This is a genomic window from Tenacibaculum aestuariivivum, from assembly GCF_964507685.1.
Lineage (GTDB): Bacteria > Bacteroidota > Bacteroidia > Flavobacteriales > Flavobacteriaceae > Polaribacter > Polaribacter aestuariivivum.
This window is the reverse complement of the sequence record NZ_OZ208414.1, coordinates 2,009,114-2,031,643: the sequence shown is the minus strand read 5'-3', so window position 1 is coordinate 2,031,643 and position 22,530 is coordinate 2,009,114. Positions and strand designations below refer to the sequence as shown.

21 protein-coding genes are annotated in these 22,530 nt (G+C 29.3%); 12 read left to right on the top strand and 9 right to left on the bottom strand.

Annotated features, from left to right (window positions below; translation table 11 throughout):
• Positions 1–53: 53 nt before the first annotated feature.
• On the bottom strand, positions 54–2,054 hold the full coding sequence (gene dnaG / locus ACN5J4_RS09070; protein ID WP_418649684.1) for a DNA primase: 2,001 nt from the start codon (positions 2,052–2,054) through the stop codon (positions 54–56).
• Positions 2,055–2,178: 124 nt separating this feature from the next.
• Between dnaG and ACN5J4_RS09065 the strand changes: the two genes are divergently transcribed.
• Entirely contained in the window at positions 2,179–3,072 is an 894-nt protein-coding gene (locus tag ACN5J4_RS09065) for a hypothetical protein (RefSeq protein ID WP_418649683.1), read from the top strand.
• Positions 3,073–3,284: 212 nt separating this feature from the next.
• Here ACN5J4_RS09065 and clpX read toward each other — a convergent pair whose 3' ends face one another.
• The 6 genes from clpX to ACN5J4_RS09035 all read right to left on the bottom strand — a co-directional run bounded on the left by clpX (position 3,285) and on the right by ACN5J4_RS09035 (position 8,918).
• A complete protein-coding gene (clpX, locus tag ACN5J4_RS09060; RefSeq protein WP_418649682.1) occupies positions 3,285–4,523 on the bottom strand; it encodes an ATP-dependent Clp protease ATP-binding subunit ClpX in 1,239 nt (412 codons plus the stop codon).
• 95 nt (positions 4,524–4,618) lie between these two features.
• Positions 4,619–5,278 carry an ATP-dependent Clp endopeptidase proteolytic subunit ClpP gene (clpP, locus tag ACN5J4_RS09055; RefSeq protein ID WP_418649681.1) on the bottom strand — a complete coding sequence of 220 codons (660 nt, stop codon included), beginning with the start codon at positions 5,276–5,278 and terminating at the stop codon, positions 4,619–4,621.
• A gap of 160 nt (positions 5,279–5,438) precedes the next feature.
• On the bottom strand, positions 5,439–6,761 hold the full coding sequence (tig, locus tag ACN5J4_RS09050; RefSeq protein WP_418649680.1) for a trigger factor: 1,323 nt from the start codon (positions 6,759–6,761) through the stop codon (positions 5,439–5,441).
• 84 nt (positions 6,762–6,845) lie between these two features.
• Positions 6,846–7,193 (bottom strand): phage holin family protein, encoded by a 348-nt coding sequence (locus tag ACN5J4_RS09045; protein ID WP_418649679.1) that lies wholly within the window; start codon positions 7,191–7,193, stop codon positions 6,846–6,848.
• 215 nt (positions 7,194–7,408) lie between these two features.
• Positions 7,409–8,176: an alpha/beta fold hydrolase gene (locus ACN5J4_RS09040; protein ID WP_418649678.1), complete on the bottom strand. Its 768-nt coding sequence runs from the start codon at positions 8,174–8,176 to the stop codon at positions 7,409–7,411.
• 25 nt (positions 8,177–8,201) lie between these two features.
• Positions 8,202–8,918: a pyridoxine 5'-phosphate synthase gene (locus tag ACN5J4_RS09035; RefSeq protein WP_418649677.1), complete on the bottom strand. Its 717-nt coding sequence runs from the start codon at positions 8,916–8,918 to the stop codon at positions 8,202–8,204.
• Between the two features lie 59 nt (positions 8,919–8,977).
• Here ACN5J4_RS09035 and ACN5J4_RS09030 point away from each other — a divergent pair, with 59 nt between their 5' ends.
• From ACN5J4_RS09030 to murI, 8 genes are all read left to right on the top strand, one after another.
• Positions 8,978–9,637, top strand: a complete 660-nt coding sequence (locus ACN5J4_RS09030; RefSeq protein WP_418649676.1) for a CBS domain-containing protein — start codon at positions 8,978–8,980, stop codon at positions 9,635–9,637.
• 31 nt (positions 9,638–9,668) lie between these two features.
• A complete protein-coding gene (locus ACN5J4_RS09025; protein WP_418649675.1) occupies positions 9,669–10,565 on the top strand; it encodes an NAD kinase in 897 nt (298 codons plus the stop codon).
• 106 nt (positions 10,566–10,671) lie between these two features.
• Positions 10,672–11,355 (top strand): DUF6089 family protein, encoded by a 684-nt coding sequence (locus ACN5J4_RS09020; RefSeq protein ID WP_418649674.1) that lies wholly within the window; start codon positions 10,672–10,674, stop codon positions 11,353–11,355.
• A gap of 5 nt (positions 11,356–11,360) precedes the next feature.
• Entirely contained in the window at positions 11,361–12,110 is a 750-nt protein-coding gene (locus ACN5J4_RS09015; RefSeq protein ID WP_418651159.1) for an isoprenyl transferase, read from the top strand.
• On the top strand, positions 12,103–14,670 hold the full coding sequence (gene bamA, locus ACN5J4_RS09010; RefSeq protein ID WP_418649673.1) for an outer membrane protein assembly factor BamA: 2,568 nt from the start codon (positions 12,103–12,105) through the stop codon (positions 14,668–14,670). The genes ACN5J4_RS09015 and bamA overlap by 8 nt, the downstream gene beginning before the upstream one ends.
• Positions 14,671–14,732: 62 nt before the next feature.
• Positions 14,733–15,512 carry an OmpH family outer membrane protein gene (locus ACN5J4_RS09005; protein ID WP_418649672.1) on the top strand — a complete coding sequence of 260 codons (780 nt, stop codon included), beginning with the start codon at positions 14,733–14,735 and terminating at the stop codon, positions 15,510–15,512.
• A 53-nt stretch (positions 15,513–15,565) separates the two neighbouring features.
• Positions 15,566–16,075, top strand: a complete 510-nt coding sequence (locus tag ACN5J4_RS09000) for an OmpH family outer membrane protein (protein ID WP_418649671.1) — start codon at positions 15,566–15,568, stop codon at positions 16,073–16,075.
• A 68-nt stretch (positions 16,076–16,143) separates the two neighbouring features.
• Positions 16,144–16,932 carry a glutamate racemase gene (gene murI, locus ACN5J4_RS08995; protein WP_418649670.1) on the top strand — a complete coding sequence of 263 codons (789 nt, stop codon included), beginning with the start codon at positions 16,144–16,146 and terminating at the stop codon, positions 16,930–16,932.
• On the opposite strand, the gene ACN5J4_RS08990 is transcribed toward murI, so the two are convergent.
• Positions 16,929–17,894, bottom strand: coding sequence for a type IX secretion system membrane protein PorP/SprF (locus ACN5J4_RS08990; RefSeq protein WP_418649669.1), 966 nt, complete (start codon positions 17,892–17,894; stop codon positions 16,929–16,931). The genes murI and ACN5J4_RS08990 overlap by 4 nt on opposite strands.
• A gap of 100 nt (positions 17,895–17,994) precedes the next feature.
• Positions 17,995–18,834 carry an AraC family transcriptional regulator gene (locus ACN5J4_RS08985; protein ID WP_418649668.1) on the bottom strand — a complete coding sequence of 280 codons (840 nt, stop codon included), beginning with the start codon at positions 18,832–18,834 and terminating at the stop codon, positions 17,995–17,997.
• Positions 18,835–19,512: 678 nt separating this feature from the next.
• Here ACN5J4_RS08985 and ACN5J4_RS08980 point away from each other — a divergent pair.
• The 3 genes from ACN5J4_RS08980 to ACN5J4_RS08970 all read left to right on the top strand — a co-directional run bounded on the left by ACN5J4_RS08980 (position 19,513) and on the right by ACN5J4_RS08970 (position 22,524).
• Complete coding sequence (locus ACN5J4_RS08980) at positions 19,513–21,039, top strand: aldehyde dehydrogenase (NADP(+)) (protein WP_418649667.1); 1,527 nt, start codon at positions 19,513–19,515, stop codon at positions 21,037–21,039.
• A 206-nt stretch (positions 21,040–21,245) separates the two neighbouring features.
• Positions 21,246–22,256: a 4-hydroxyproline epimerase gene (locus tag ACN5J4_RS08975; protein ID WP_418651158.1), complete on the top strand. Its 1,011-nt coding sequence runs from the start codon at positions 21,246–21,248 to the stop codon at positions 22,254–22,256.
• A gap of 4 nt (positions 22,257–22,260) precedes the next feature.
• Positions 22,261–22,524, top strand: coding sequence for a DUF3781 domain-containing protein (locus ACN5J4_RS08970; protein WP_418649666.1), 264 nt, complete (start codon positions 22,261–22,263; stop codon positions 22,522–22,524).
• Positions 22,525–22,530 lie beyond the last annotated feature (6 nt).

The following is a 22,530-nucleotide window of genomic DNA, read 5'->3' as shown; positions in this document are numbered from 1 at the left end:
AAATTAAAAAAAAATACAGGGCTATAAAAGGGGTAAAACACCCTAAAAATAAATTAAACCACCCTATTTAATTTTTCAAAAAGGCGTTTTTTTAAGTCTGTATAATTAGTTATTTCTTCTAAATTGAGTACAGCATTTTGCGTTTGTACCTCATGAATTATCTCTTTAATTTTTTCTTCAATTAATATTCTTCGTAAGTTTAAAACAGCATCTGAAACTAATTTAGGAAGTATTTTAGTAGTTTCAGTAACAAAAATTTCTTTACGTCCCCAATCACTTAAAGAGTATTTTTCTTCATCCATTAAAATATTAGTAACTAAGCTAGAAATTTCTTGATTCTCATGCATTATCAATTGATCTATAGATATTTTTTCATCTTGATTTAATTGATGTACTAATTGATAATATGTTGATTTAAAAAGCTCATTTGCAAACTCAACTTCATCTTCTTGTAAATTTAAATATAACTCATTTGAAACTGTATTTTGATATTCTTCTTTTTCTAAAATAGGACGTCCTTTATCATCAACACCATCAACCCAGTTTACAAACTCAACCACCTCATTACCATACAACAACAATATTCTAATAATTTCTCTTTCAAGAATATGTAATTGATTTATTTTTTCACGAGCAGCCAACCCTCCTTTAACCACTCCCATCGCCCCCTGCTGACGTGCTCCTTCTAATAATGGCTGATTAGAATTTTGACGACTATTTTGTTTATTTACATTTACTAAGCCTTTGTTAATTAATTGAGCTAACTCACTAAACAATACTTGCTCAGAAATATCCATAATACGAGCACATTCTTGCACATACACTTCACGCTGAATACCATCAGGAATCTTAGAAATACTGGTAACAATATCACGAATCAACCCTGCTTTTTTAACAGGGTCATTCGCTGCTTCTTCCATTAATAAAGAAACTTTAAATTCAATAAAATCTTGCGCTTTTTGATTTAAATATTCTTTTAATTCTGTAGTAGAATGTGCTTTTGCAAAACTATCAGGATCCTCTCCTTCAGGAAACGAAACTACTTTCACATTCATTCCTTGCTCTAAAATTAAATCAATCCCTCTAATAGACGCTCTAATTCCAGCGGCATCTCCATCGAATAAAACCGTAATGTTTTTAGTTAATCTGTTTATCAACCTAATTTGATCTGCTGTAAGTGCTGTACCTGAAGAGGCTACTACATTTTCAATACCTGATTGATAAAAAGAAATAACATCCGTATAGCCTTCAACTAAATAACAATTATCTTGTTTAGCTATTTCTTTCTTTGCGTGATAAATTCCATATAAAATTTTACTTTTATGGTAAATATCACTTTCTGGTGAATTTAAATATTTTGCTGCTTTTTTATCGTTGGTAAGTATTCTACCGCCAAAACCTAAAATTCTACCAGACATACTATGTATAGGAAACATTACACGCCCTTTAAACCTATCAAACTTCCTATCAGTTATTCCACCTTCTTTAACAATCGTTAATCCTGTTGATTTTAAATACTTTAAATCATACCCCTTTGCTAAAGCTGCATTCGTAAAATTATCCCATTCATCTTTACAGTATCCTAAGTCAAATTTTTCAATAATATCCTCTCTAAACCCCCTTTCTTTAAAATATGACAAACCTATAGCTCTTCCTTGTTGTGTATTCATTAATACATCATGAAAATAATCTTTCGCAAATTTTGAAGCCAAAAACATACTTTCTCGCTCATTCATTTGCTCTTTTTGAGCATCTGACTGCTCAGTCTCCTCTATTTCAATATTATACTTTTTAGCCAACCACTTAATAGCTTCCGGATAAGTATAATGTTCATGCTCCATTAAAAAAGAAACAGCATTACCGCCTTTTCCAGTACTAAAATCTTTCCAAATTTGCTTTACTGGAGATACCATGAATGAAGGTGTTCTTTCATCCGTAAATGGACTTAAACCTTTAAAACTACTTCCTGATTTTTTTAATTGTACAAACTCGCCTATTACTTCAGCTACTTGAACAGCTTCAAAAACTTTTTCTATGGTGTGTTGGGTTATCATAAATAATGTAGAATACAGGTTACAAATATACTCGATTTAGAAATCTTTTTATTAATAAAATCATACCTGATTTAGTTGCTAACAAAACTTTAAATATATAGTTTTGTTATAAACCCCCACATACATGAAAATAAGTATACCTTTTTATTTTATAATCCTTTTTATTTTAAATGTAAACTCTCAAGAAACCATTAGAATACCTGATATTGGACTAGAAGAATGTTTAATTGATTTAAAAATTGATTCTAACGGTTTAAACGGAAGTATTTTAGTTAGTGACGCAAAATATGTTGTTAACTTAAACATTAACAACCCAATAACTAATAAACTACTACCAAATGTACACTCAAAAATTAAAGATCTAACAGGTCTTGAAAGCTTTCCTAACTTAAAACGTTTAGATTGTTTTGATAACAATATTACTAAATTAGACTTATCAAAAAGCACCTCTATTACCTTTTTAAATTGCAACAACAATAAAATAACTAAACTAGATCTTAGTAAAAATACCGAATTAACATACGTTAGTTGTGATAACAATAAATTAAATAACTTAATAATTGGAAACAACACAGAACTTGAAAGTTTGTATACTAGTTTTAATAAGCTAACATATTTAGATGTTAAAGGATGTACAAAGCTTAAAAGCTTAGATGCTTCTGGTAATAAAATTAACACCATACTAGTTAACAAAACCCAACTAAACAACATACCTACAGGATGGTATAAAGACAACAAAGCTGTTTATAGCACTACTAAAAAAAACACTTCAAACAACATAAAAACTACCATTGTCACAACAACAACAACAACAACAACAACACAAAAACCTATTATTAAAAACTATTCTGAAAAAATAAAACAACAAATTGTTAAAGAATTTGAAGCTGCTGTATTAAATGAAGCCTATTTAGAAAGTATTAAAAACAAATTAACAACTAAACACGGTATACCTTCAGCTGAAATATCAAAATGGATTAAAACCCATAACAAGCGAATTAATTATTTAATAGAATAATTATATTACTTAATATATAGAAGCTTTTTCCTACTTTAACACAATACTCTCTTCGATGAGCCAAACAAATGCTTCAATTGGGGCTAACATACCCTATAAATTAGCATTGTATGCAATGCTAATTTATATATAGCTACTTAAAAATATTATATAACAAAAGCCATCGATATCGATGGCTTTTGTTATATAAACTATAATACTTTACTTAATTTTCAAGAAGCAGCTCTTAATTTTTTTAAAGCAGATTTGGTTACTTTAGATTCAGCATACTCTTTTGTAACCTTTAATAATTTATCTTCAGAACTAGGCATATCAAACATTGCATCCGTTAAAATAGCTTCACATAATGATCGTAATCCACGAGCACCTAATTTATACTCAATAGCCTTATCAACAATATAGCCCAAGGCATCCTCTGTCAAAGTAAAATCAATACCATCCATAGCAAACAACTTTGTATATTGTTTAACTATAGAGTTTTTAGGTTCTGTTAAAATAGCACGTAATGTTTTAGCATCTAACGGATTCATATAACTCAATACCGGTAAACGCCCTATTATTTCTGGAATTAATCCAAAAGATTTTAAATCTGAAGGAATAATATACTGTAATAAATTATTGTCATCTACTTTATCATCATCAATTGAAGCACTGTACCCTACCGCTTGCATATTTAAACGCTTGCTTATTATTCTTTCAATTCCTGAAAAAGCACCACCCGCTATAAATAAAATTTCTTTAGTGTTTACCTCTATAAATTTTTGATCAGGATGTTTTCTTCCTCCTTTAGGAGCTACATTAACAACAGAACCTTCTAATAATTTTAATAAAGCTTGTTGTACCCCTTCACCTGAAACATCACGAGTAATTGATGGATTATCACCTTTACGAGCTATTTTATCAATCTCATCAATAAAAACAATTCCTCGTTCAGCTTTTTCTACATCATAATCTGCTGCTTGTAATAAACGACTTAAAATACTTTCAACATCTTCACCAACATATCCTGCCTGTGTTAAAACAGTAGCATCTACAATAGAAAAAGGTACGTTTAGCATCCTTGCAATAGTACGAGCTATGAGGGTTTTTCCTGTCCCTGTTTCACCTACTAGAATAATATTAGATTTCTCAATTTCAACCTCATCTTCTTCATCTTTAGTTTGCAATAATCGCTTATAATGATTATAAACAGCTACCGACATACCTCTTTTCGTTTCATTTTGACCTATAATATACTGATCTAAAAACTCTTTAATTTCTTTCGGTTTTTTCAGTATTAAGTCTTTAGACAAGCCACTTGTTTTAGCTTCAGACACTTCTTCTTCTACAATTCCATGAGCTTGCTCAATACATTTATCACAAATATGCGCATCCATTCCAGCGATTAATAAATCGGTTTCTGACTTTTTACGCCCACAAAAGGAACATTGTAAGTTTTCTTCTTTCGACATTTGACTAACTTGTTATTCTTAATTATTATAAAAAAATGAGCCTCTTTTTTATAAATTAAAAAGAGAACTCATTTTTTTATAATAATGAAGAAAAATTATTTTCTTTTTAAAATTTCATCTACCATTCCGTAAGCTTTCGCTTCATCAGCCTTCATCCAATAATCTCTATCAGAATCTTCTTGTACTTTTTCAAAAGTTTGTCCTGAATGATTTGCTATAATATCATATAATTCAGTTTTTAACATACTAATTTGCTTTACTGTAATTTCCATATCAGAAGCTTGCCCTTGTGCACCTCCCATTGGTTGATGAATCATAATACGTGAATGTGGTAACGCCGAACGTTTTCCTTTAGCACCAGCACACATTAATACAGCCCCCATAGAAGCCGCCATACCTGTACATATTGTTGCTACATCTGGCTTAATAAACTGCATCGTATCATAAATACCTAAACCTGCATAAACACCTCCTCCTGGAGAGTTAATGTATATTGAAATATCTTTACTTGCATCTACACTTTCTAAAAATAATAGTTGTGCTTGAATTACATTGGCTACTTGGTCATTAACACCTGTACCTAAAAAAATAATTCTATCCATCATTAAACGAGAAAAAACATCCATTTGAGTAATATTCATTTGACGTTCTTCCATAATATATGGCGTTAAACTACTTGTTATTTTACCTAAATATGTACTGTTTATACCGTGCTCTTTTGTTGCGTATTTTTCGAATTCTTTTCCGTAATCCATTCTAAAAATGTTTTTTGGGTTATAATGTTGTAAATATAAGAACTATTTTTTTAGTATTTGACTAGTATTTATGTTCTATTTAACTAGTATTCTAGTAGTTTTTATGGCTAAAAAAACCTGAATGTAAATTCAGGTTTTTTTAATAACAATAAAAAAACTATTATTTATATACTTCTTTTACAAAATCTTCATAAGAAAGCTCTTTTGTGTCAAAAGTCATATTTTCTTTATAAAAAGCTAATAATTTTTGGCTAATTAATTGAGATTGTAACTTCTGTGCCTCCTCTTGATTTTGCAATACTCTACCAGCAATATCGTCTAATTCTTTTTCTTCGGGATTCATATTACCAAACTGTGCCATTTGCGAACGGATAAATCCTTTTGCATAATCTACCAATTCAGCATATTCTAATTTAATATTGTTATCTCTCATAATCTTTCCTTCGATTAATTGATAACGTAAGCCTTTTTCTGATTTTTCAAATTCAGCAGCTGCCTCCTCTACTGTTAATTGCTTTTCTCCTGCAGTTTGCAACCACTTTTGTAAAAACTCTTTAGGTAAATCAAATGAAGTATTCTCAACTAAGTTTTCAGTAATAGCATTTAATAATTGCTGATCTCCTTGCTGTGCAAATTGTTTTTCTGCGTCTTCTTTAATTTTATCTTTTAATTCAGCTACAGAGCTTACACTACCGTCAGCAAATAACTTATCAAATAATTCTTTATCTAATGTAGCCGCTTCTGTTTTTGTAATCTCTTCAATTTTAAAAGAAACAGGTATATCTAAACCATGAACAGCTTCATGAGAAACCCCTAAAACTTCTTGTAATTTATGTTCATCAGCAAATAAGCCTTTAGTTTCTAATTCTAAAACATCACCTACTTTAGCTCCAACAAACTTTTTTAAGTTTGCTTCACCTGTAATTTCTTTTACTGAAACGGTAGCTTTTTTATTAATTTCTTTTTCTTCATTAACAAAAGCTCCTGTTACATTAGCATCATCATTAGCTTCTTCTACTGGTAACTGATTACCAAAACGAACCTGAATATTTTCGACTTCTTTATCAAGTAATTCATCAGTAGCAATAATGTTGTATTGAGTTACCTTTTTTGCGGGCTTTAAATTCACGTCAAACTCTGGAGCTAACCCTAATTCAAACTCAAAAGAAAATTCTTCGGCATCCCAATTAAAATCTTCTTTAATTCTTGGCAAAGGATTACCTAAAAGATCTAACTTTTCTTCTGTTAAATATTTATTTAATGATTGTTGTAAAACCTTATTTACTTCATCAATCATTACTGCCTGGCCATATTGCTTTTTAATCATTCCCATTGGCACTTGACCTTTTCTAAAACCAGGAATATTTGCATTCTTACGTTGCGCTTCTAATTGTTTAGTTACGTTAGCTTGATAATCTTCAGCAACTATATCTATTTTTACAACTGCGTTTAACGCGTCTATGTTTTGTTTTGTAATATTCATCGTAAAATCTATTTTCTTAAAATCGGGTGCAAAATTAGTTTATTTTTACCTTTTTCACAAAAGGTTTAACTCTTTCGTTTTCAGTTATATTTCATCATCTTTTAATAAAGAAAATAAAAAAGACCTGAATACTGATAGTAATATACTAAATAAAAGTGCTGTAAAAAATCCGCTTACTTCAAAACCTATTATAAGGTTTCCTGCTAATAATATAATTATAGCATTAATTACAAATAAAAATAACCCTAAAGTTAAAATTGTTGCAGGTAATGTAAAAAGTACTAATAACGGACGCACAAACATATTTAATAATGCTATTACTACAGCTACAATTATTGCAGTAAGATAACTACCCACATAAATACCAGGTAATACACTTGCAAGTATCACAACTGCTAACGCTGTTAATAATATTTTTAAAAATATTTTCATTTGTTTTTATTTTTAATAAAACATTTAAAAATGTCAATGTTTTATATATTTAAATAGTGCTATAATTATACCAAATATTAAATAAGTTCTTTTTTGTCTGATTTATTAAGTAACCATGACTTTTTGTCATTTTATTAAAGTATTTATCAAAAAAACCGAAGTAAAATTACTTCGGTTTTTTTGATAAATATTATTTTAATATAATAATGATTAATTTATCGAATAAAATCAATTACCTCAGCATAAAAATCTTTCGGATTTTCAGCATGTAACCAATGTCCTGAATTTGCTATACTTACAATTTTTGAATTCGGAAAATGTGCACTAATAATTGGTTCTTCATTTACAGAAATGTATCCTGAGTTTTCTCCTTTTAAAAATAAAGTTTCACCTTCAAAAACAGTAAATGAAGGCAAAGCCTCTCCTACCTCGTTATTATTTTCTGTTAATGAGTTTAAATTAAAACGAAAAGCAAGTTCTTCTTTTGTTTTTCTATACACACTTTTCAATAAAAATTGTCTAATCCCTGGTTCTGGAATTAAAAAACTTAATTTTTCATCAATTAATTTTCGAGAATTTTGCACTGTAAAATCAACAGAATTTAATGCTTCTAAAATATCATGATGATGCGGCGGATACATTTTAGGTGAAATATCTGCTACAATTAATTTAGCTACTAAATCAGGGTATTTCGTTGCAAATAACATGACTGTTTTCCCTCCCATTGAATGCCCTAATAAATCTACTTTTTCTAAATTATGATGATGAATATAATTATATAAATCTTCTACTAATAATTCATAATTAAATTGATCAGAATGAAAACTACGCCCATGATTTCGTTGATCTATTAAGTGTACCTCAAAACCATCTTCTGCAAATTTATTCGCATGAGTTTTCCAATTATCACCCATACCAAAGTATCCGTGAAGAATTAATAAAGGCTTGCCTGCTCCTACTATTCTAGAATGTAAAATTTGCATATACTAATTTAAATTTAGTTTATAATTACCCTTTTAATCTATCAAGGTACATATTCACTACATTTTGCAATCCTAAATATAAAGATTCAGAAATAAGCGCATGACCTATAGAAACCTCTGCTAAATTCGGAATGTTTTCTTTGAAAAACTTGATATTATCTAAACTTAAATCATGTCCTGCATTAATTCCTAAACCTAATTTATTTGCTAAAATAGCGGCATCAGTATAAGGTTTTATTGCATCTTTATTTCCTAAAGCATATTGCGTTGCAAATTCTTCGGTATATAATTCAATTCTATCAGCACCCGTTTTTGCTGCAGCTTCAATAAGTTTCAAATCTGTATCAATAAAAATTGAAGCTCTTATTCCGTTATTTTTAAACTCTGTAATTACTTCTTGTAAATAAGATTGATTTACTACCGTATTCCAACCAGCATTAGATGTTAACGTATCAATACTATCTGGCACCAAGGTTACCTGAGTAGGCTTTATTTCTAAAACCATTTTCATAAACTTATCTATCGGGTTTCCTTCAATATTATATTCTGTAGTTACTATTGATTTTAAATCATACGCATCTTGATAACGAATATGACGCTCGTCGGGCCTTGGATGAATTGTAATTCCCTCAGCACCAAAACTCTCTATATCTGTTGCTACTTGTAATAAATTAGGAGTATTACCACCTCTTGAATTACGTAAAGTTGCAATTTTATTAATATTTACGCTTAACTTTGTCATCTCATAAAATTAGATTACAAAGATAAATCATTAAAACATTTTAAACTATATTCGTACTAATGAATATCAACGACTTTATACTAGAGGAAATCAAAGCACTTACTTTACAAAGTACTGTAAAAAGTGCTCAAAGCATTTGTAAAAACTTACCTATAACTCACATTCCAATTGTTGAGAACGGTAAATTAATAGGTTGTTTACCCGAAAGTGACATTCAAACTATTGAAAACAAAGAACATAAACTTAGTGAATACACTTATCTATTAGACAACTTTCATTCTAATGAAAAAGCTACATTACTTGATTTAATTGTTTTATTTGCTGATAATGATTGCAATATAATACCTGTTCTAAACAAAGACATGAATTATATAGGTTATTATGAACTAAGTGATATTTTAGACGCTTTTGCCGATAGCCCTTTTTTACATAATGAAAGTGAAACTTTAATTATAAGTAAAAGTAAAAACGACTATTCAATGAGTCAAATTGCTCAAATAGTAGAAACAAATAAAGCTAAATTATTAGGTTTCTACATTTGTTCAGAAAATCAAGATACTATTCAAGTAACATTAAAAGTAATTACAGAAGATATTAACGAAATTATTCAAACTTTTCGTAGATACGACTACACTGTTATTACACGACATGAAGATGATTTTTATTTAGAAGAATTAAAAGACAGGGCTGCCTATTTAAGAAAATACTTAGATATGTAATTTTTAAACCTTATTAAAAACATTATTACACTTGAAAAAAGTAGCTATTTACGGACAGGCTTATACTATATCTGCAGAAAAAGAAATTAAAATTTTACTATCAATATTAGAACAAAACAATATTGTTGTTTTTTTTGAAAGAGATTTTTATAATTTATTAGTTGCTAACAATTCTTTATCAAAAAAGTATCCCACATACACTCATTTCAGAGATTTATCAAATACTTTTGACATGATGTTTTCAATTGGTGGTGACGGTACTATATTAAGAGCAGTAACTTACATAAGAGATTTAAACATACCTATACTAGGTATTAACACAGGAAGGCTAGGCTTTTTAGCAACCGTTCAAAAAGATCAAATAAAAGAAGCAGTTACATTATTACTTGACAAAAAATTCTCTATACAAGAACGAACCTTACTACAAATAAAAACAACACCACAAGCAAAAGAGTTTAACGAATTAAATTTTGCTTTAAATGAAATAACCATTGCACGTAGAAATACCACTTCTATGATTGGGGTAAAAACATATTTAAATAATGAATATTTAACAAACTACTGGGCTGACGGCCTAATAATAGCCACCCCAACAGGCTCTACAGGATACTCATTAAGTTGCAACGGGCCTGTTATACTACCTAATGCTAAAAGTTTTATTATTACACCCATTGCACCTCACAACCTAAACGCAAGACCAATGGTAATACCTGACGAAACCTTAATTCAGTTAGAAGTTAGTGCACGAGAAAAAGATTTTCTTATTTCTTTAGACTCACGTATTACTACTGTTTCAGAAGGAACTAAAATAAAGATACAAAAAGCTTCTTTCACTATCAAAAGCATTTTATTAGAAAATCAATCTCATTTAAAAACACTTAGAGGTAAACTTCTTTGGGGAGAAGATACAAGAAACCATTCTTTATAATAAAGAAGAAACACAATAAAACTTGATAAAAAAGGTTAATCAAAAAAGGAAGATTATTCACTTTTTAAAGCAAATTCATTTACCTATATTTGCAAGCTATTTTATAATGAAGAAAAAAAAACTATTTATACTGTTTGCTCTTTTAGCAATTACAATACAATCACAAACTCATGAAGTAGGTTTGTTTATTGGTGGATCTAACTATGTTGGAGATATTGGTAAAACAAACTATATAATACCTAATGATATTGGAGGTGGAATTATTTATAAATACAATATAAATCGAAGAATAGCCTTAAGAGGCACCTACACATACCTTCCTGTATCTGGTAATGACTCTCATTCAGAAAATCTGTATAGAAAAAACAGAGGATACCAATTTTCTAACAACCTGCATGAAATAGCAGCAGGTATAGAATTTAATTTCTTCGACTATAACATTAGTAATTATAAAACCACCTTTTCACCGTATATATTAGCAGAAATAGCTGTTTTTAATTATAAAATACCTGACGAAAGCTCATCAACAGCAACTAGTATTAAATTAAAAAATAATTTTTCATACTCTATACCACTAGGGATTGGAGTAAAAGGAAGACTAGATGATAATTTAGCTATAGCATTTGAAACAGGGGTTAGAATTACTTTAGTAGATGATATTGATTACACAACTAACAAAATTAATAATTTAAACTTTGGCGGTACAGGGAATGACTGGTATATGTTTACTGGTATTTCTATTGTATACAGCTTTGGAAGACCTCCTTGCTACAAAGGGCTAGCAGAATAAATATGATAGAAAAACTAAAGCACATTGATTTACATAAAATACCCAATCATGTTGCTATTATTATGGACGGTAACGGCAGATGGGCAAAAGGTAAAGGAATGCAACGTGTTTTTGGACATAGAAATGCATTAACGGCCATAAGAGAAACTGCAGATACAGCATCTGAAATAGGTGTTAAATTTATTACTCTTTATGCTTTTTCTACTGAAAATTGGAACAGGCCAAAGTTTGAGGTAGATGCATTAATGAGTTTACTTGTTACCACTCTAAAAAAAGAACTTCCTGAGTTTCAACGTAAAAATGTTAAAGTAAATGCTATAGGAAACCTTGATAGCCTACCTAAAAATGCACAAAAAATACTAGCTAAGGTTATTGATGATACTAAAACTAATAATAAAATCACATTAACTTTTGCTTTAAGTTATGGTTCAAGAGAGGAAATTGTTAATGCTATCAAAAATATTTCTAAAAAAGTTGTTAATAGCGAACTTGATATTGAAAAAATAAACGAAAAAATTATAAATAACCATTTATATACATTTAATTTGCCCGACGTTGATTTATTGATACGTACAAGTGGTGAATTAAGAATAAGTAATTTTTTACTTTGGCAAATAGCATATGCTGAATTATACTTTACAGACATATTATGGCCCGATTTTAGAAGAGGGCATTTTTTTGACGCTATAATTGATTACCAAAACAGAGAGAGAAGATTTGGAAAAACAAGTGAACAGATTGAGACAAATGAGTAAATATTCTTATTTAACAGTATTTTTAATCGCCTTTTTATCAGCGAATGCACAAGTACAAAACACTATAAATAAAGATAGTACGACCACAAATAGCGTAATTCCATATAAAAAAGGAGAGCAATATATACTTGGTGGAATATCTGTTAGTGGTTTGCAAAAGTTTAGCGAACAAACTATAAAAGTATACACAGGTTTAGTTGAAGGTCAATCAATAAAATTACCTGGAGATAAACTTACAAGCGCTATTAAAAAGCTATATGAAAGCAAACAATTTAGTGAAGTAGACGTTTATCTATCAAAAAAAGACAAAGAAACTGTTTACCTATTATTCGATGTTACTGAGCTACCTCAACTAACCAAAGTATCTTTTATAGGTGTTAGCAAATCTAAAGCGAAAGACCTTAAAAAAGAAACCGACCTTAAAAAAGGAGCTATGGTTACAGATAACTTACTTGTAACCACCAAAAACTATCTTAAAAAAAAATACACAGATAAAGGTTTTCTTAAAACAAAAGTTTCATTAGATACAAAAAAAGATACCTCTGACGTAAATACTGTTAGTATGAATATTTTTGTAGATAAAGGAAATCGTGTGAAAATCAAAAAAATTTCCTTTGTTGGAAATAAAGCAATAACAAGCAGTGCACTACGTGGTGTTATGAAAAACACAAAACGTAAAGCTTTTGGTCGTTTTTGGAAATCATCAAAATATATTTTAGATGATTATAAAAGTGATTTAGAAAATATACTTGAAAAATATAGTGAAAAAGGATATCGAGATGCGCGCATTATTTCAGACAAACTTACTTGGAATGAAGATAATACCATTAATTTAGAAATCGCACTAGAAGAAGGACGTCAATACCGTTTTGCTGAAATTAAATTTATTGGTAACAAAAACTACTCTAATACATTCTTAGAAAAATTTTTACGTATTGATAAAGGTGATGTTTACAATGGTAAAGTTTTAAAAGAACGTATTTCTGGTGACGGAACACCTTCTTCTCAAGATATTCAAACACTATATCATAATAACGGATATTTATTTTCTCAGATAAATGCAGTAGAAACAAAAGTTAAAAATGATTCTATTACAGTAGAAGTTCGTATTCGTGAAGATGAACAAGCTACAATAAAAAAAGTAACAGTAACTGGTAATGAAAAAACGAACGATCATGTTATTTATAGAGAATTACGTGTAAAACCTGGAGACTTATTTAGTCGCGAAAACATTATTAGATCTATTCGAGAAATTGGTCAATTAGGTTTTTTTGATGCAAATGTAAGTCCTGATGTGAAACCTGATTATCAAAATAAAACAGCTGATATAGATTTTGCAGTCGTAGAAAAAGGAGGTAGCCAAGTAGAGCTTCAAGGTGGTTATGGTGGAGGATCATTTATAGGTACTTTAGGTTTATCATTTAACAATTTCTCTATAAGAAATATTCTTAATAAAGAAGCTTACAAACCATTACCAATGGGTGATGGTCAAAAATTAGCACTACGTTTACAAGCAAGTAGAACTTATAATACTTATAGTTTCTCTTTTACAGAACCATGGTTAGGTGGTAAAAAACCACAAGCTTTATCTTTTTCTGTTTATCTGTCAAACCAATATCAATTTGACTATAATACAAACACCGTAAGTAAAGACAGAAGCTTAAGTATATTAGGAGCTTCTATTGGATTAAGTAAACGTTTACAATGGCCTGATGATTATTTTTCTTTATCTCAAAATTTAAGTTATCAAAGAATAAAGTTAGATAAATATGGTTATCGCGTAGGTTCATCAAATGATATTATAGATCAAGGTACTTTAAATAATCTAGCATATACAGTTGCTTTTAGTCGTAACTCTACAGGACCTAGCTTAATATTTCCTTCGTATGGTTCAGAGTTTACAGTAAAAGCAAAAGCAACCTTACCGTACTCATTAATTAATGGAAAAGATTACATCGAACCAATTTACCCTACAGATGATGAAAGACGAGATTATTTAGCTGATAAATACAAATGGTTAGAATATTATAAAATATCAGCTAAAGGAAAGTGGTATACTTCATTATCTAAAAACAACAAACTAGTTTTAATGTCTAATTTTGAAATGGGCTACCTAGGTACCTATAATAAAAAACTAGGTTTAACACCTGTTGAAAGATACTTTGTAGGAGGTGATGGAATTGCACAAGGCCAATTAGATGGTAGAGAAACTGTAGGGTTACGAGGTTATGAAAACAATAGTCTTTCCGTTGGTGAAGATGGTCAAAATGAAGGAGGATCTATTTATAATAAATTTCAAATGGAAGTACGTTACTCAATAACAGATAAACCTTCAGCTTCAATCTATACTTTAGGGTTTTTAGAAGCTGGAAATTCTTATAATAGTTTTAGTGAATTTAATCCATTTAAAATAAAACGTTCTGCCGGGGTTGGTCTACGTATTTTTATGCCAGCATTTGGTTTATTAGGTATTGATTTTGCACATGGTTTTGATCCTCTACCTGGTCTTACAGAAAAATCAGGATGGCAAACGCATTTTATTATTGGAAGACAATTCTAAAAATAATTATATTTTAAATATGGGTGTTTTTTTGGCACGATTTTTTCTAAATACATTATAGCATGATGAAAAAAAACTTTATATCAATCGTTCTCTTATTTATTACTAGTAGTATTATTGCGCAAAAAAGTCAACGTATAGCTTACATTGATATGGAGTACATTCTTCAAAATATTCCAGAATATTTTGAAGCTCAAAACTCACTCGATGCTAAAGTAGAAAAATGGAAAACAAAATTAGATAAAGAAGCAAGAGCTATAGAAGTTTTAAAAACTGATTTAATAAATGAGAAAATTATTTTAACGAAAGACTTAATTGAAGAACGAGAAGAAGATATAACTATAAAACAAGAAGGTTTACGTAGGTTAGAATCTTTATATTTTGGACCGAAAGGCGATATGTATAATTTAAGAAAACAATTAATAAAACCTATTCAAGACCAAGTATATAGCGCTATTCAAACTATTGCTTCCAGAAAAAAATACGATTTTGTTTTCGATAAATCAGGTGATTTAGTTATGCTATATTCAAATAAAAAACACGATATTAGCGACCTTATTGTAAAAATGATAAATATTGATCAGAAAAAACAAGAGAAAAAAGATAAAATAGCTGCTAAAAAAGAATTACTTAAAAACGATAACTTAAGTGATAGCCAAAAAGAAAAAATCAAAAAAATAGAAACCCTTAAAGCTAAAAAACAATCTGATAGATTAGCCCGAATTAAACAAATAGAAGAAAAAAGAAAAGCCAAGTTAAAAGAGAGAGCAGATAAAAGACAGTTATTAAGAGATAAGAAAAATGCCTTAAGAAAAAAATTGGAAGAAGCTAAAAAAGAATAGTAAGAAAACAGAGTAAATCAAGAATAAAGACAATAAATTAAATTTAAACAAAGATGAAACATTTTAAAACCGTATTATTAGTTGCAATTTTTACAATTGGATTAGGTAGTGTTGTTAATGCACAAAAAACGGCACATATAAACACAGACAAGTTATTATCAGAAATGCCAGCTACTAAATCAATGAAAGCTGAATTAGAAAAACTTAATAAAACATATCGTGATGATATTGAGGCTATGTATAAAAAACTAGAAGCTAAAATAAAAAAATACGAAGCAGAAGGAAAAAGCCAAACACAAGAAGTTAATCAAAATAGAGCTGTAGAAGTTCAACAGGACAGACAAAGAATTACACAAGCTGAACAATCTGCAGGACAGGAAATGCAAAAAAAATATCAAGAAAAAACACTTCCTATTTTAAAGAAAGCTGAACAAGCAATTAAAGATGTTGCGGCGGCTAAAGGAATTATTTACGTATATGATGCTGCACCTGGTAAAGGACTTATTGTTTATGAAAAAGGTGAAGATATCTATGGAGCTGTGAAAGCTAAATTAGGTTTCTAATAACTTTTATTTAAATATTTAAATAAAAATCCTGCTGAATACAGCAGGATTTTTATTTTTGTAATAATATGAAAACACAACAACCTATAGGTATTTTTGATTCAGGAATTGGAGGTACATCTATTTGGAAAGAAATTAAATATTTATTACCTAACGAAAGTACTATTTACTTGTCAGACAGTAAAAATGCTCCTTATGGTGAAAAATCGAAACAAGAAATTATTGACTTATCAATTAAAAATACAGAGTTTTTAATTGATAAAGGCTGTAAACTAATTGTTGTTGCCTGTAATACAGCAACAACAAATGCAATTGAATACTTAAGATTAAATTATAATATTCCTATTATAGGTATTGAACCAGCAATAAAAACAGCAGCTTTACAAACCAAAACAGGAACTATAGGTATACTTGCCACTAAAGGAACCTTAAATAGTAGCTTATTTGAAAAAACATCCGCAAGTATAAATCATAGAATTACTATCATAGAACAGGTAGGAAATGGATTAGTAGAGCTTATTGAAAATGGTAAAATAAACTCTACTGAAATGACAACTTTATTAAATAGTCATTTAAACTTGATGCAATCTTCAAATTGTGATTGTATTGTATTAGGCTGTACACACTACCCTTACTTAATTCCACAAATAAATAAAATTGTAGGTAATAATGTTATAATTATTGATTCTGGAGAAGCAGTAGCAAAGCAAACTAAAAAGATACTAGAAGACAATAAGCTTTTATCTGATACAAAAAAAAACATCTACAACACTTTTTACATTAATAAAGAAAAAAGTGTTCTAGATATTATTTTGAAAGATTATAAAGGGATAAATATTAATTATTTAAATTTTTAAAAACTCCCGTTTATATTAGGACATGCTGAAGCTCTACGACTTCTACATAAAACATTAAGACCAAAAGATAATTGATGAAAACCACCATTAGATAACACAACATCACCCATTTGTTGAGTATAAGTATAAGCAAACATTAAGTTTTTATAGTTTAAACCTACTATTGGAGTTATGTATGATGCATCTTCAAAAATACTACTATCTAAACTTCTTCTATAAGATAAAGTTGCCCATAACTGTGTAGCATCTAATTGTTTATATACTTTAAAGTTGATATCAGTAACCTTCTCCCCTGTTTGTTCTTTATACTGAAACATTGCTGATGGCTCAAACTGTAGTTTATCTTTATCTCCAAAGAAGTAACCAGCACCAAAAATGTAATTTCTCATATTATATGATTCAAAATCTGGATTCAAATCATTTTTAGCAGATAACGCTATATTTTTTACTGTAAAATATGATGAAATACCTTTATAATGATAAGCAACTCCAAAATCTGCATTAAAATAAAAATCACTATTAATAACTTGTTCAACCATTGGATCACCTATAAATTTCGTCTGGTCAACTTCATTTTGAACTAAAGATAATGATAGACCAAAAGATAATTGCTTAAAAACATTATCATTACCCATGTCTAAATGATAAGCATATGTACCCTGTAAACCTTTTTGTGAATGATATCCATTTTTGTCGTTGAATAAAACCAACCCATAACCTGCTTTCGAATACTCATTAAATTTTGCATGAAAACTAGCAGTTTGTAAGGCAGGTGCATTTTTAACTCCAATCCATTGCTGACGAGCCGTTAAACGCAACTTTCCACAATCTCCTATACCTGCCGCTGCTGGATGTAATAAATAAACATTATCTGATAAATAATCAGCATAAATAGGTAATGTTTCTTGGGCTGACATCTTTGTTATAAATGCAAAGAAAAAAAGGACTAAAACTCTTCTCATGTGTTTTGATTTAATAATAGAGCTCAAATATAGCCAAGAGTTACAAGAAATAACATTAATTTTATATAAAATACATTTATAATTCATAAATAGTGTCAATTTAATAATTTAATCTATAATTTGATGGCGTTTTTTTTTTCAATTCTTTAAATTTTCTATTAAAATTTGAAATATTTTTAAATCCAGATTTTTCAGAAACCTCTATAATAGAATAATCTTTATTCTGTAACAGCTTACATGCGGTTTCAATTCTTAACTCATTCAAAAAAGTAAAAAAAGTTTTATTTGTTCTTTGCTTAAAATACCTACAAAAAGCATTTGAAGTCATATTTGCAATTTCTGCAATATCATCTAACTCAATTTTTTTATTAAAATTACTTAATGTATAATCCATTATATCTCGCATCCTTTTACCTTCATTATCAGTGTATTTTTTTTGATTAACAAATGACGATAATGATTCTATTTCAGATTTTAAAATAATATCTATAATTTTAATAAAACCTATAAATTTCATCAAATCTCTACTCTTATGTAATTTTAAAAAAATTTTCTTTATTTTTTTATGGTTTGACTTTACTCTAAAACTATTTTTAGCTAAAGTAAAAAAAGGTGTAATCTCTTTAAAGTCATCTAATTCAAAAAATGTTTCTCCAAAAGATTTTTCTGTAAAAAAAAGTGTAATCATAAATGAGTTTGCCTCTTTTGTATTATCACTCTTAAAAACATGAGGTTGGTTACCTGCCAAAATTAATATATCATTAGATTGATATTCATTAACAGTATCACCAACAATTAAAGTTCCTTCCCCTTTTACAATATAACAAAGCTGAATTTCTTCATGTTGATGAAGTTTATCATAAAATAGCACTCCTTGATCTTCTTGATAAATTAACCCTAGATTTTTAATCTTTGGAATTTTAAATGGTAAAACTTTCATATTATTGTAATATTTGGATAAATCTATAAAATATTCACCTATAAAAACAAATAAACTCAATAAAAAGATAATATATTATACTGAATTGTTAAAAATAAATCAAAAAACTGTATAAATCAAATATAACTTTGCCTCGAAAAAAAACAATGAATATAAACTGGAAAGAGGATTATGCCAACTAATACTACTAAGTTTACAGATAAAGACACTTTAGATTTAGTAAACTTTGAATTAAACATTAAAGCTCAACTAGATACCGGAGTTATTGCAAATTACAAATAGAATAGTGTAAAATATTAAATCAGTAGAAGTTGCTATTGGTATTAGTAATAAAAATGTACATAAACCTTGTTTACTTTTAAATGTATTAACAATTATTACAGAAAGCTTAGTAACTAGACCTACATTATCAGAATACAAAAAAATATAAAGCTTAACTAGATTAAAATCATCATTTTAATCTTTATTTAAGATTAAAAAATATTAAATAATTACAATAAACTATTACAAATCATCACCTTATTTTAAGGCAGTGCAATGCATCATTTAACAAAATACTAACTATAAAATTATAAATATTTTATGTACCTTTAAACGATTGTTTAAAAGACGATAATTAAATAAAAAAAGTAACATAATACATATTAACGTCATTGTACATTTAAAAACTAAAACTTAATGATTACAGGAAAAAATTATATTGGAAATCAATTAAAAGCGGCAGGAACAACTACGCATAAAACAATAAACCCAAAGTTAAACGTACAAAACCCTACACCTTTTTACCAGGCAACTTTAGAGGAAGTAAATGAAGCTGTAGAATTAGCTGATAGTGCATTTAAAATATATCGTAAAGTTTCTGGTGAAAAAAGAGCTGAATTTTTAAATGCAATAGCAGATGAAATTTTAGCTTTAGATACTGAGCTTACAGACATGTATATGTTAGAATCGGGCTTACCAGAAGGAAGAGCACAAGGAGAAAGAGGTAGAACCGTTGGTCAATTAAGAGCTTTTGCTGATTTAATTTTAAAAGATGAATGGAGAAGCGTTACTATTGATGAAGCAATTCCAACAAGACAACCATTACCTAAATCAGACATTAGAAAAACTTCAATTCCTTTAGGTCCTGTTGTTGTATTTGCAGCAAGTAATTTTCCATTAGCATTTTCAACTGCTGGTGGAGATACAGCTAGTGCATTAGCATCAGGTTGCCCAGTAATTGTAAAATCTCACGCAATGCACTCTGGAACTGGTGAATTAGTAGCTTCAGCTATTATTAAAGCTGCAGAAAAAACAGGAATGCCAAATGGTGTATTTTCAAATATTACAGGTAGCGGAAGAGTTGTTGGTAGCGCATTAGTAAAGCACCCAAAAGTAAAAGCAGTTGGTTTTACTGGAAGTATTGCAGGCGGTAGAGCACTTTATAATTTAGGAGCTCAAAGAGATGAACCAATTCCTGTATTTGCTGAAATGGGAAGTATTAACCCTGTTATAGTTATGCCTAATGTAATTAAAAATAAAGCAGAAGAAACTGCAAGTACTTATGCTGGCTCAATAACTGTAGGAACAGGTCAATTTTGTACTAACCCTGGTTTATTACTAACAATTGCTGGTGATAAAACAGATACGTTTATTAAAGATTTAGCAGAAAAAACGGTAGCAATTGCACCGCAATGTATGTTACACCCAAATATTAAAGACGGTTTTGTATCTAATGCTGAAGTTGTTACTTCTCAACCAGGAGTTGAAGTTGTAGGCAAGGTTTCGGAAGGTATTGACACTAATTTTGCAGCATCAACTATATGTGCAGTATCAGGAGCTGATTTTTTAGAGAACCCTAAAATGCACACTGAAGTTTTTGGTCCTTTCTCTTTAGTTGTAAAAGCAAAAGATCAGGAAGAATTAATAAAAGTAATTAATAGCTTAGAAGGTCAACTAACAGGTACTGTTTTGGCTGAAAAAGAAGATTTTGATGCTTTGCCTGCAGTAACAGATGCCTTACAAGCTAAAGTAGGTAGAATTATTTTTAATGGAGTACCAACAGGTGTAGAAGTTTGTGAATCAATGACTCATGGTGGACCATACCCTGCTTCATCTGACTCTAGATTTACAGCAGTAGGCTTAGGTGCTATTAAAAGATGGATTAGACCATTTAGCTACCAAGACTGGCCAACTGAGTTATTACCTAGTGAATTGAAGAGATAGAAATAAATTTACCTTTTGTTACCTTAAAACTAACAAAAAAATAAATAATTAAATAAAAATTAACACTTTCTTTAGATAGCTAAACATTAAGGAACCTTAATTTTGTCACACTAAAGAAATTGAAAACTATGCCAGCTTCGTTTTCTTAATTAAAGAAATTTTGAAGGGTTTTTTCTATGAAAGAATACAAGCTGGCTATTCAATTTATTATGAGAAAAACATTTTTTTGTGTTGATGCACATACTTGTGGAAATCCTGTAAGAGTAGTTGCAGGTGGAGGTCCGAATTTAATTGGAGCAAATATGAGTGAAAAACGCCAGCATTTTTTAAAAGATTATGACTGGATTCGTAAAGGCTTAATGTTTGAACCACGTGGGCATGATATGATGAGTGGTAGTATTTTATTTCCACCTCATAACCCTGATAATGATTTTGGAATTTTATTTATTGAAACTTCTGGTTGTTTACCAATGTGTGGTCACGGAACTATTGGTACAATTACAATTGCCATTGAAGAAGGTTTAGTAACTCCTAAAGTTCCAGGAAAAATTAAAATGGAAGCTCCAGCCGGTTTGGTTAACATAGAGTACGGACAAACTGGTAAAAAAGTAGACTGGGTTAGATTAACCAATGTAAAAAGCTACCTGGCTGCTGAAAACTTAACAATTGATTGCCCTGAACTTGGTGAAATTACTTTTGATGTTGCATATGGCGGTAATTACTATGCTATTGTAGATCCTCAAAAAAACTTTTCTGGAGTACACGATTTTACTGCTAGTAAAATTATACAATATTCTCAGGTGGTAAGAGACCGTATTAATGAGAAATATCCTGATATGTTTATTCATCCAGAAAATGATACTATTAGAGATGTAACGCATATGTTGTGGACAGGTAACCCAATTGACCCAACCTCTTCAGGTAGAAATGCCGTTTTTTACGGTGATAAAGCCATTGATAGAAGTCCTTGTGGAACAGGTACATCTGCCAGATTAGCACAGTTACATGCTAAAGGAAAACTTAAATTAAAAGAAGAATTTATTCACGAAAGTTTTATCGGAAGTAAATTTATTGGTCGTGTTGAAGAAGAAACTACTTTAAACGGAGAACCAGCAATTATACCAAGTATACAAGGTTGGGCAAAAGTTTTTGGTTACAATAATATTATTATTGATGATCAAGATGATCCTTATGCTCACGGATTTCAAGTAATCTAAATTATTGGAAGTAAATAAAATAGAAATCATAAAAAATCATTGCTATACCAAGCTTGTTTATCTTCGGATAAATAAAAAACTTGGTATAGCTTTTTCTGAATCTGAAAGTGAAGTTCTTATTAAAAAAGCACTAAAAGAAACAGCTTTAGAGCACTACAAAAAAAAAGGTAAAAATTTCTACATCACTAATAAAAAGTATAACATTAAAATTACTATAAATGCTAATACTTTTAGAGTTATAACCGTAGATAAAATTACAAAAGAGTAAGTTTAA

Coding starts and splice junctions, on each gene's coding strand:
- dnaG (WP_418649684.1), bottom strand. CDS start 2,054: ATGATAACCCAACACACCATAGAAAAAGTTTTTGAAGCTGTTCAAGTA.
- ACN5J4_RS09065 (WP_418649683.1), top strand. CDS start 2,179: ATGAAAATAAGTATACCTTTTTATTTTATAATCCTTTTTATTTTAAAT.
- clpX (WP_418649682.1), bottom strand. CDS start 4,523: ATGTCGAAAGAAGAAAACTTACAATGTTCCTTTTGTGGGCGTAAAAAG.
- clpP (WP_418649681.1), bottom strand. CDS start 5,278: ATGGATTACGGAAAAGAATTCGAAAAATACGCAACAAAAGAGCACGGT.
- tig (WP_418649680.1), bottom strand. CDS start 6,761: ATGAATATTACAAAACAAAACATAGACGCGTTAAACGCAGTTGTAAAA.
- ACN5J4_RS09045 (WP_418649679.1), bottom strand. CDS start 7,193: ATGAAAATATTTTTAAAAATATTATTAACAGCGTTAGCAGTTGTGATA.
- ACN5J4_RS09040 (WP_418649678.1), bottom strand. CDS start 8,176: ATGCAAATTTTACATTCTAGAATAGTAGGAGCAGGCAAGCCTTTATTA.
- ACN5J4_RS09035 (WP_418649677.1), bottom strand. CDS start 8,918: ATGACAAAGTTAAGCGTAAATATTAATAAAATTGCAACTTTACGTAAT.
- ACN5J4_RS09030 (WP_418649676.1), top strand. CDS start 8,978: ATGAATATCAACGACTTTATACTAGAGGAAATCAAAGCACTTACTTTA.
- ACN5J4_RS09020 (WP_418649674.1), top strand. CDS start 10,672: ATGAAGAAAAAAAAACTATTTATACTGTTTGCTCTTTTAGCAATTACA.
- bamA (WP_418649673.1), top strand. CDS start 12,103: ATGAGTAAATATTCTTATTTAACAGTATTTTTAATCGCCTTTTTATCA.
- ACN5J4_RS09005 (WP_418649672.1), top strand. CDS start 14,733: ATGATGAAAAAAAACTTTATATCAATCGTTCTCTTATTTATTACTAGT.
- ACN5J4_RS09000 (WP_418649671.1), top strand. CDS start 15,566: ATGAAACATTTTAAAACCGTATTATTAGTTGCAATTTTTACAATTGGA.
- murI (WP_418649670.1), top strand. CDS start 16,144: ATGAAAACACAACAACCTATAGGTATTTTTGATTCAGGAATTGGAGGT.
- ACN5J4_RS08990 (WP_418649669.1), bottom strand. CDS start 17,894: ATGAGAAGAGTTTTAGTCCTTTTTTTCTTTGCATTTATAACAAAGATG.
- ACN5J4_RS08985 (WP_418649668.1), bottom strand. CDS start 18,834: ATGAAAGTTTTACCATTTAAAATTCCAAAGATTAAAAATCTAGGGTTA.
- ACN5J4_RS08980 (WP_418649667.1), top strand. CDS start 19,513: ATGATTACAGGAAAAAATTATATTGGAAATCAATTAAAAGCGGCAGGA.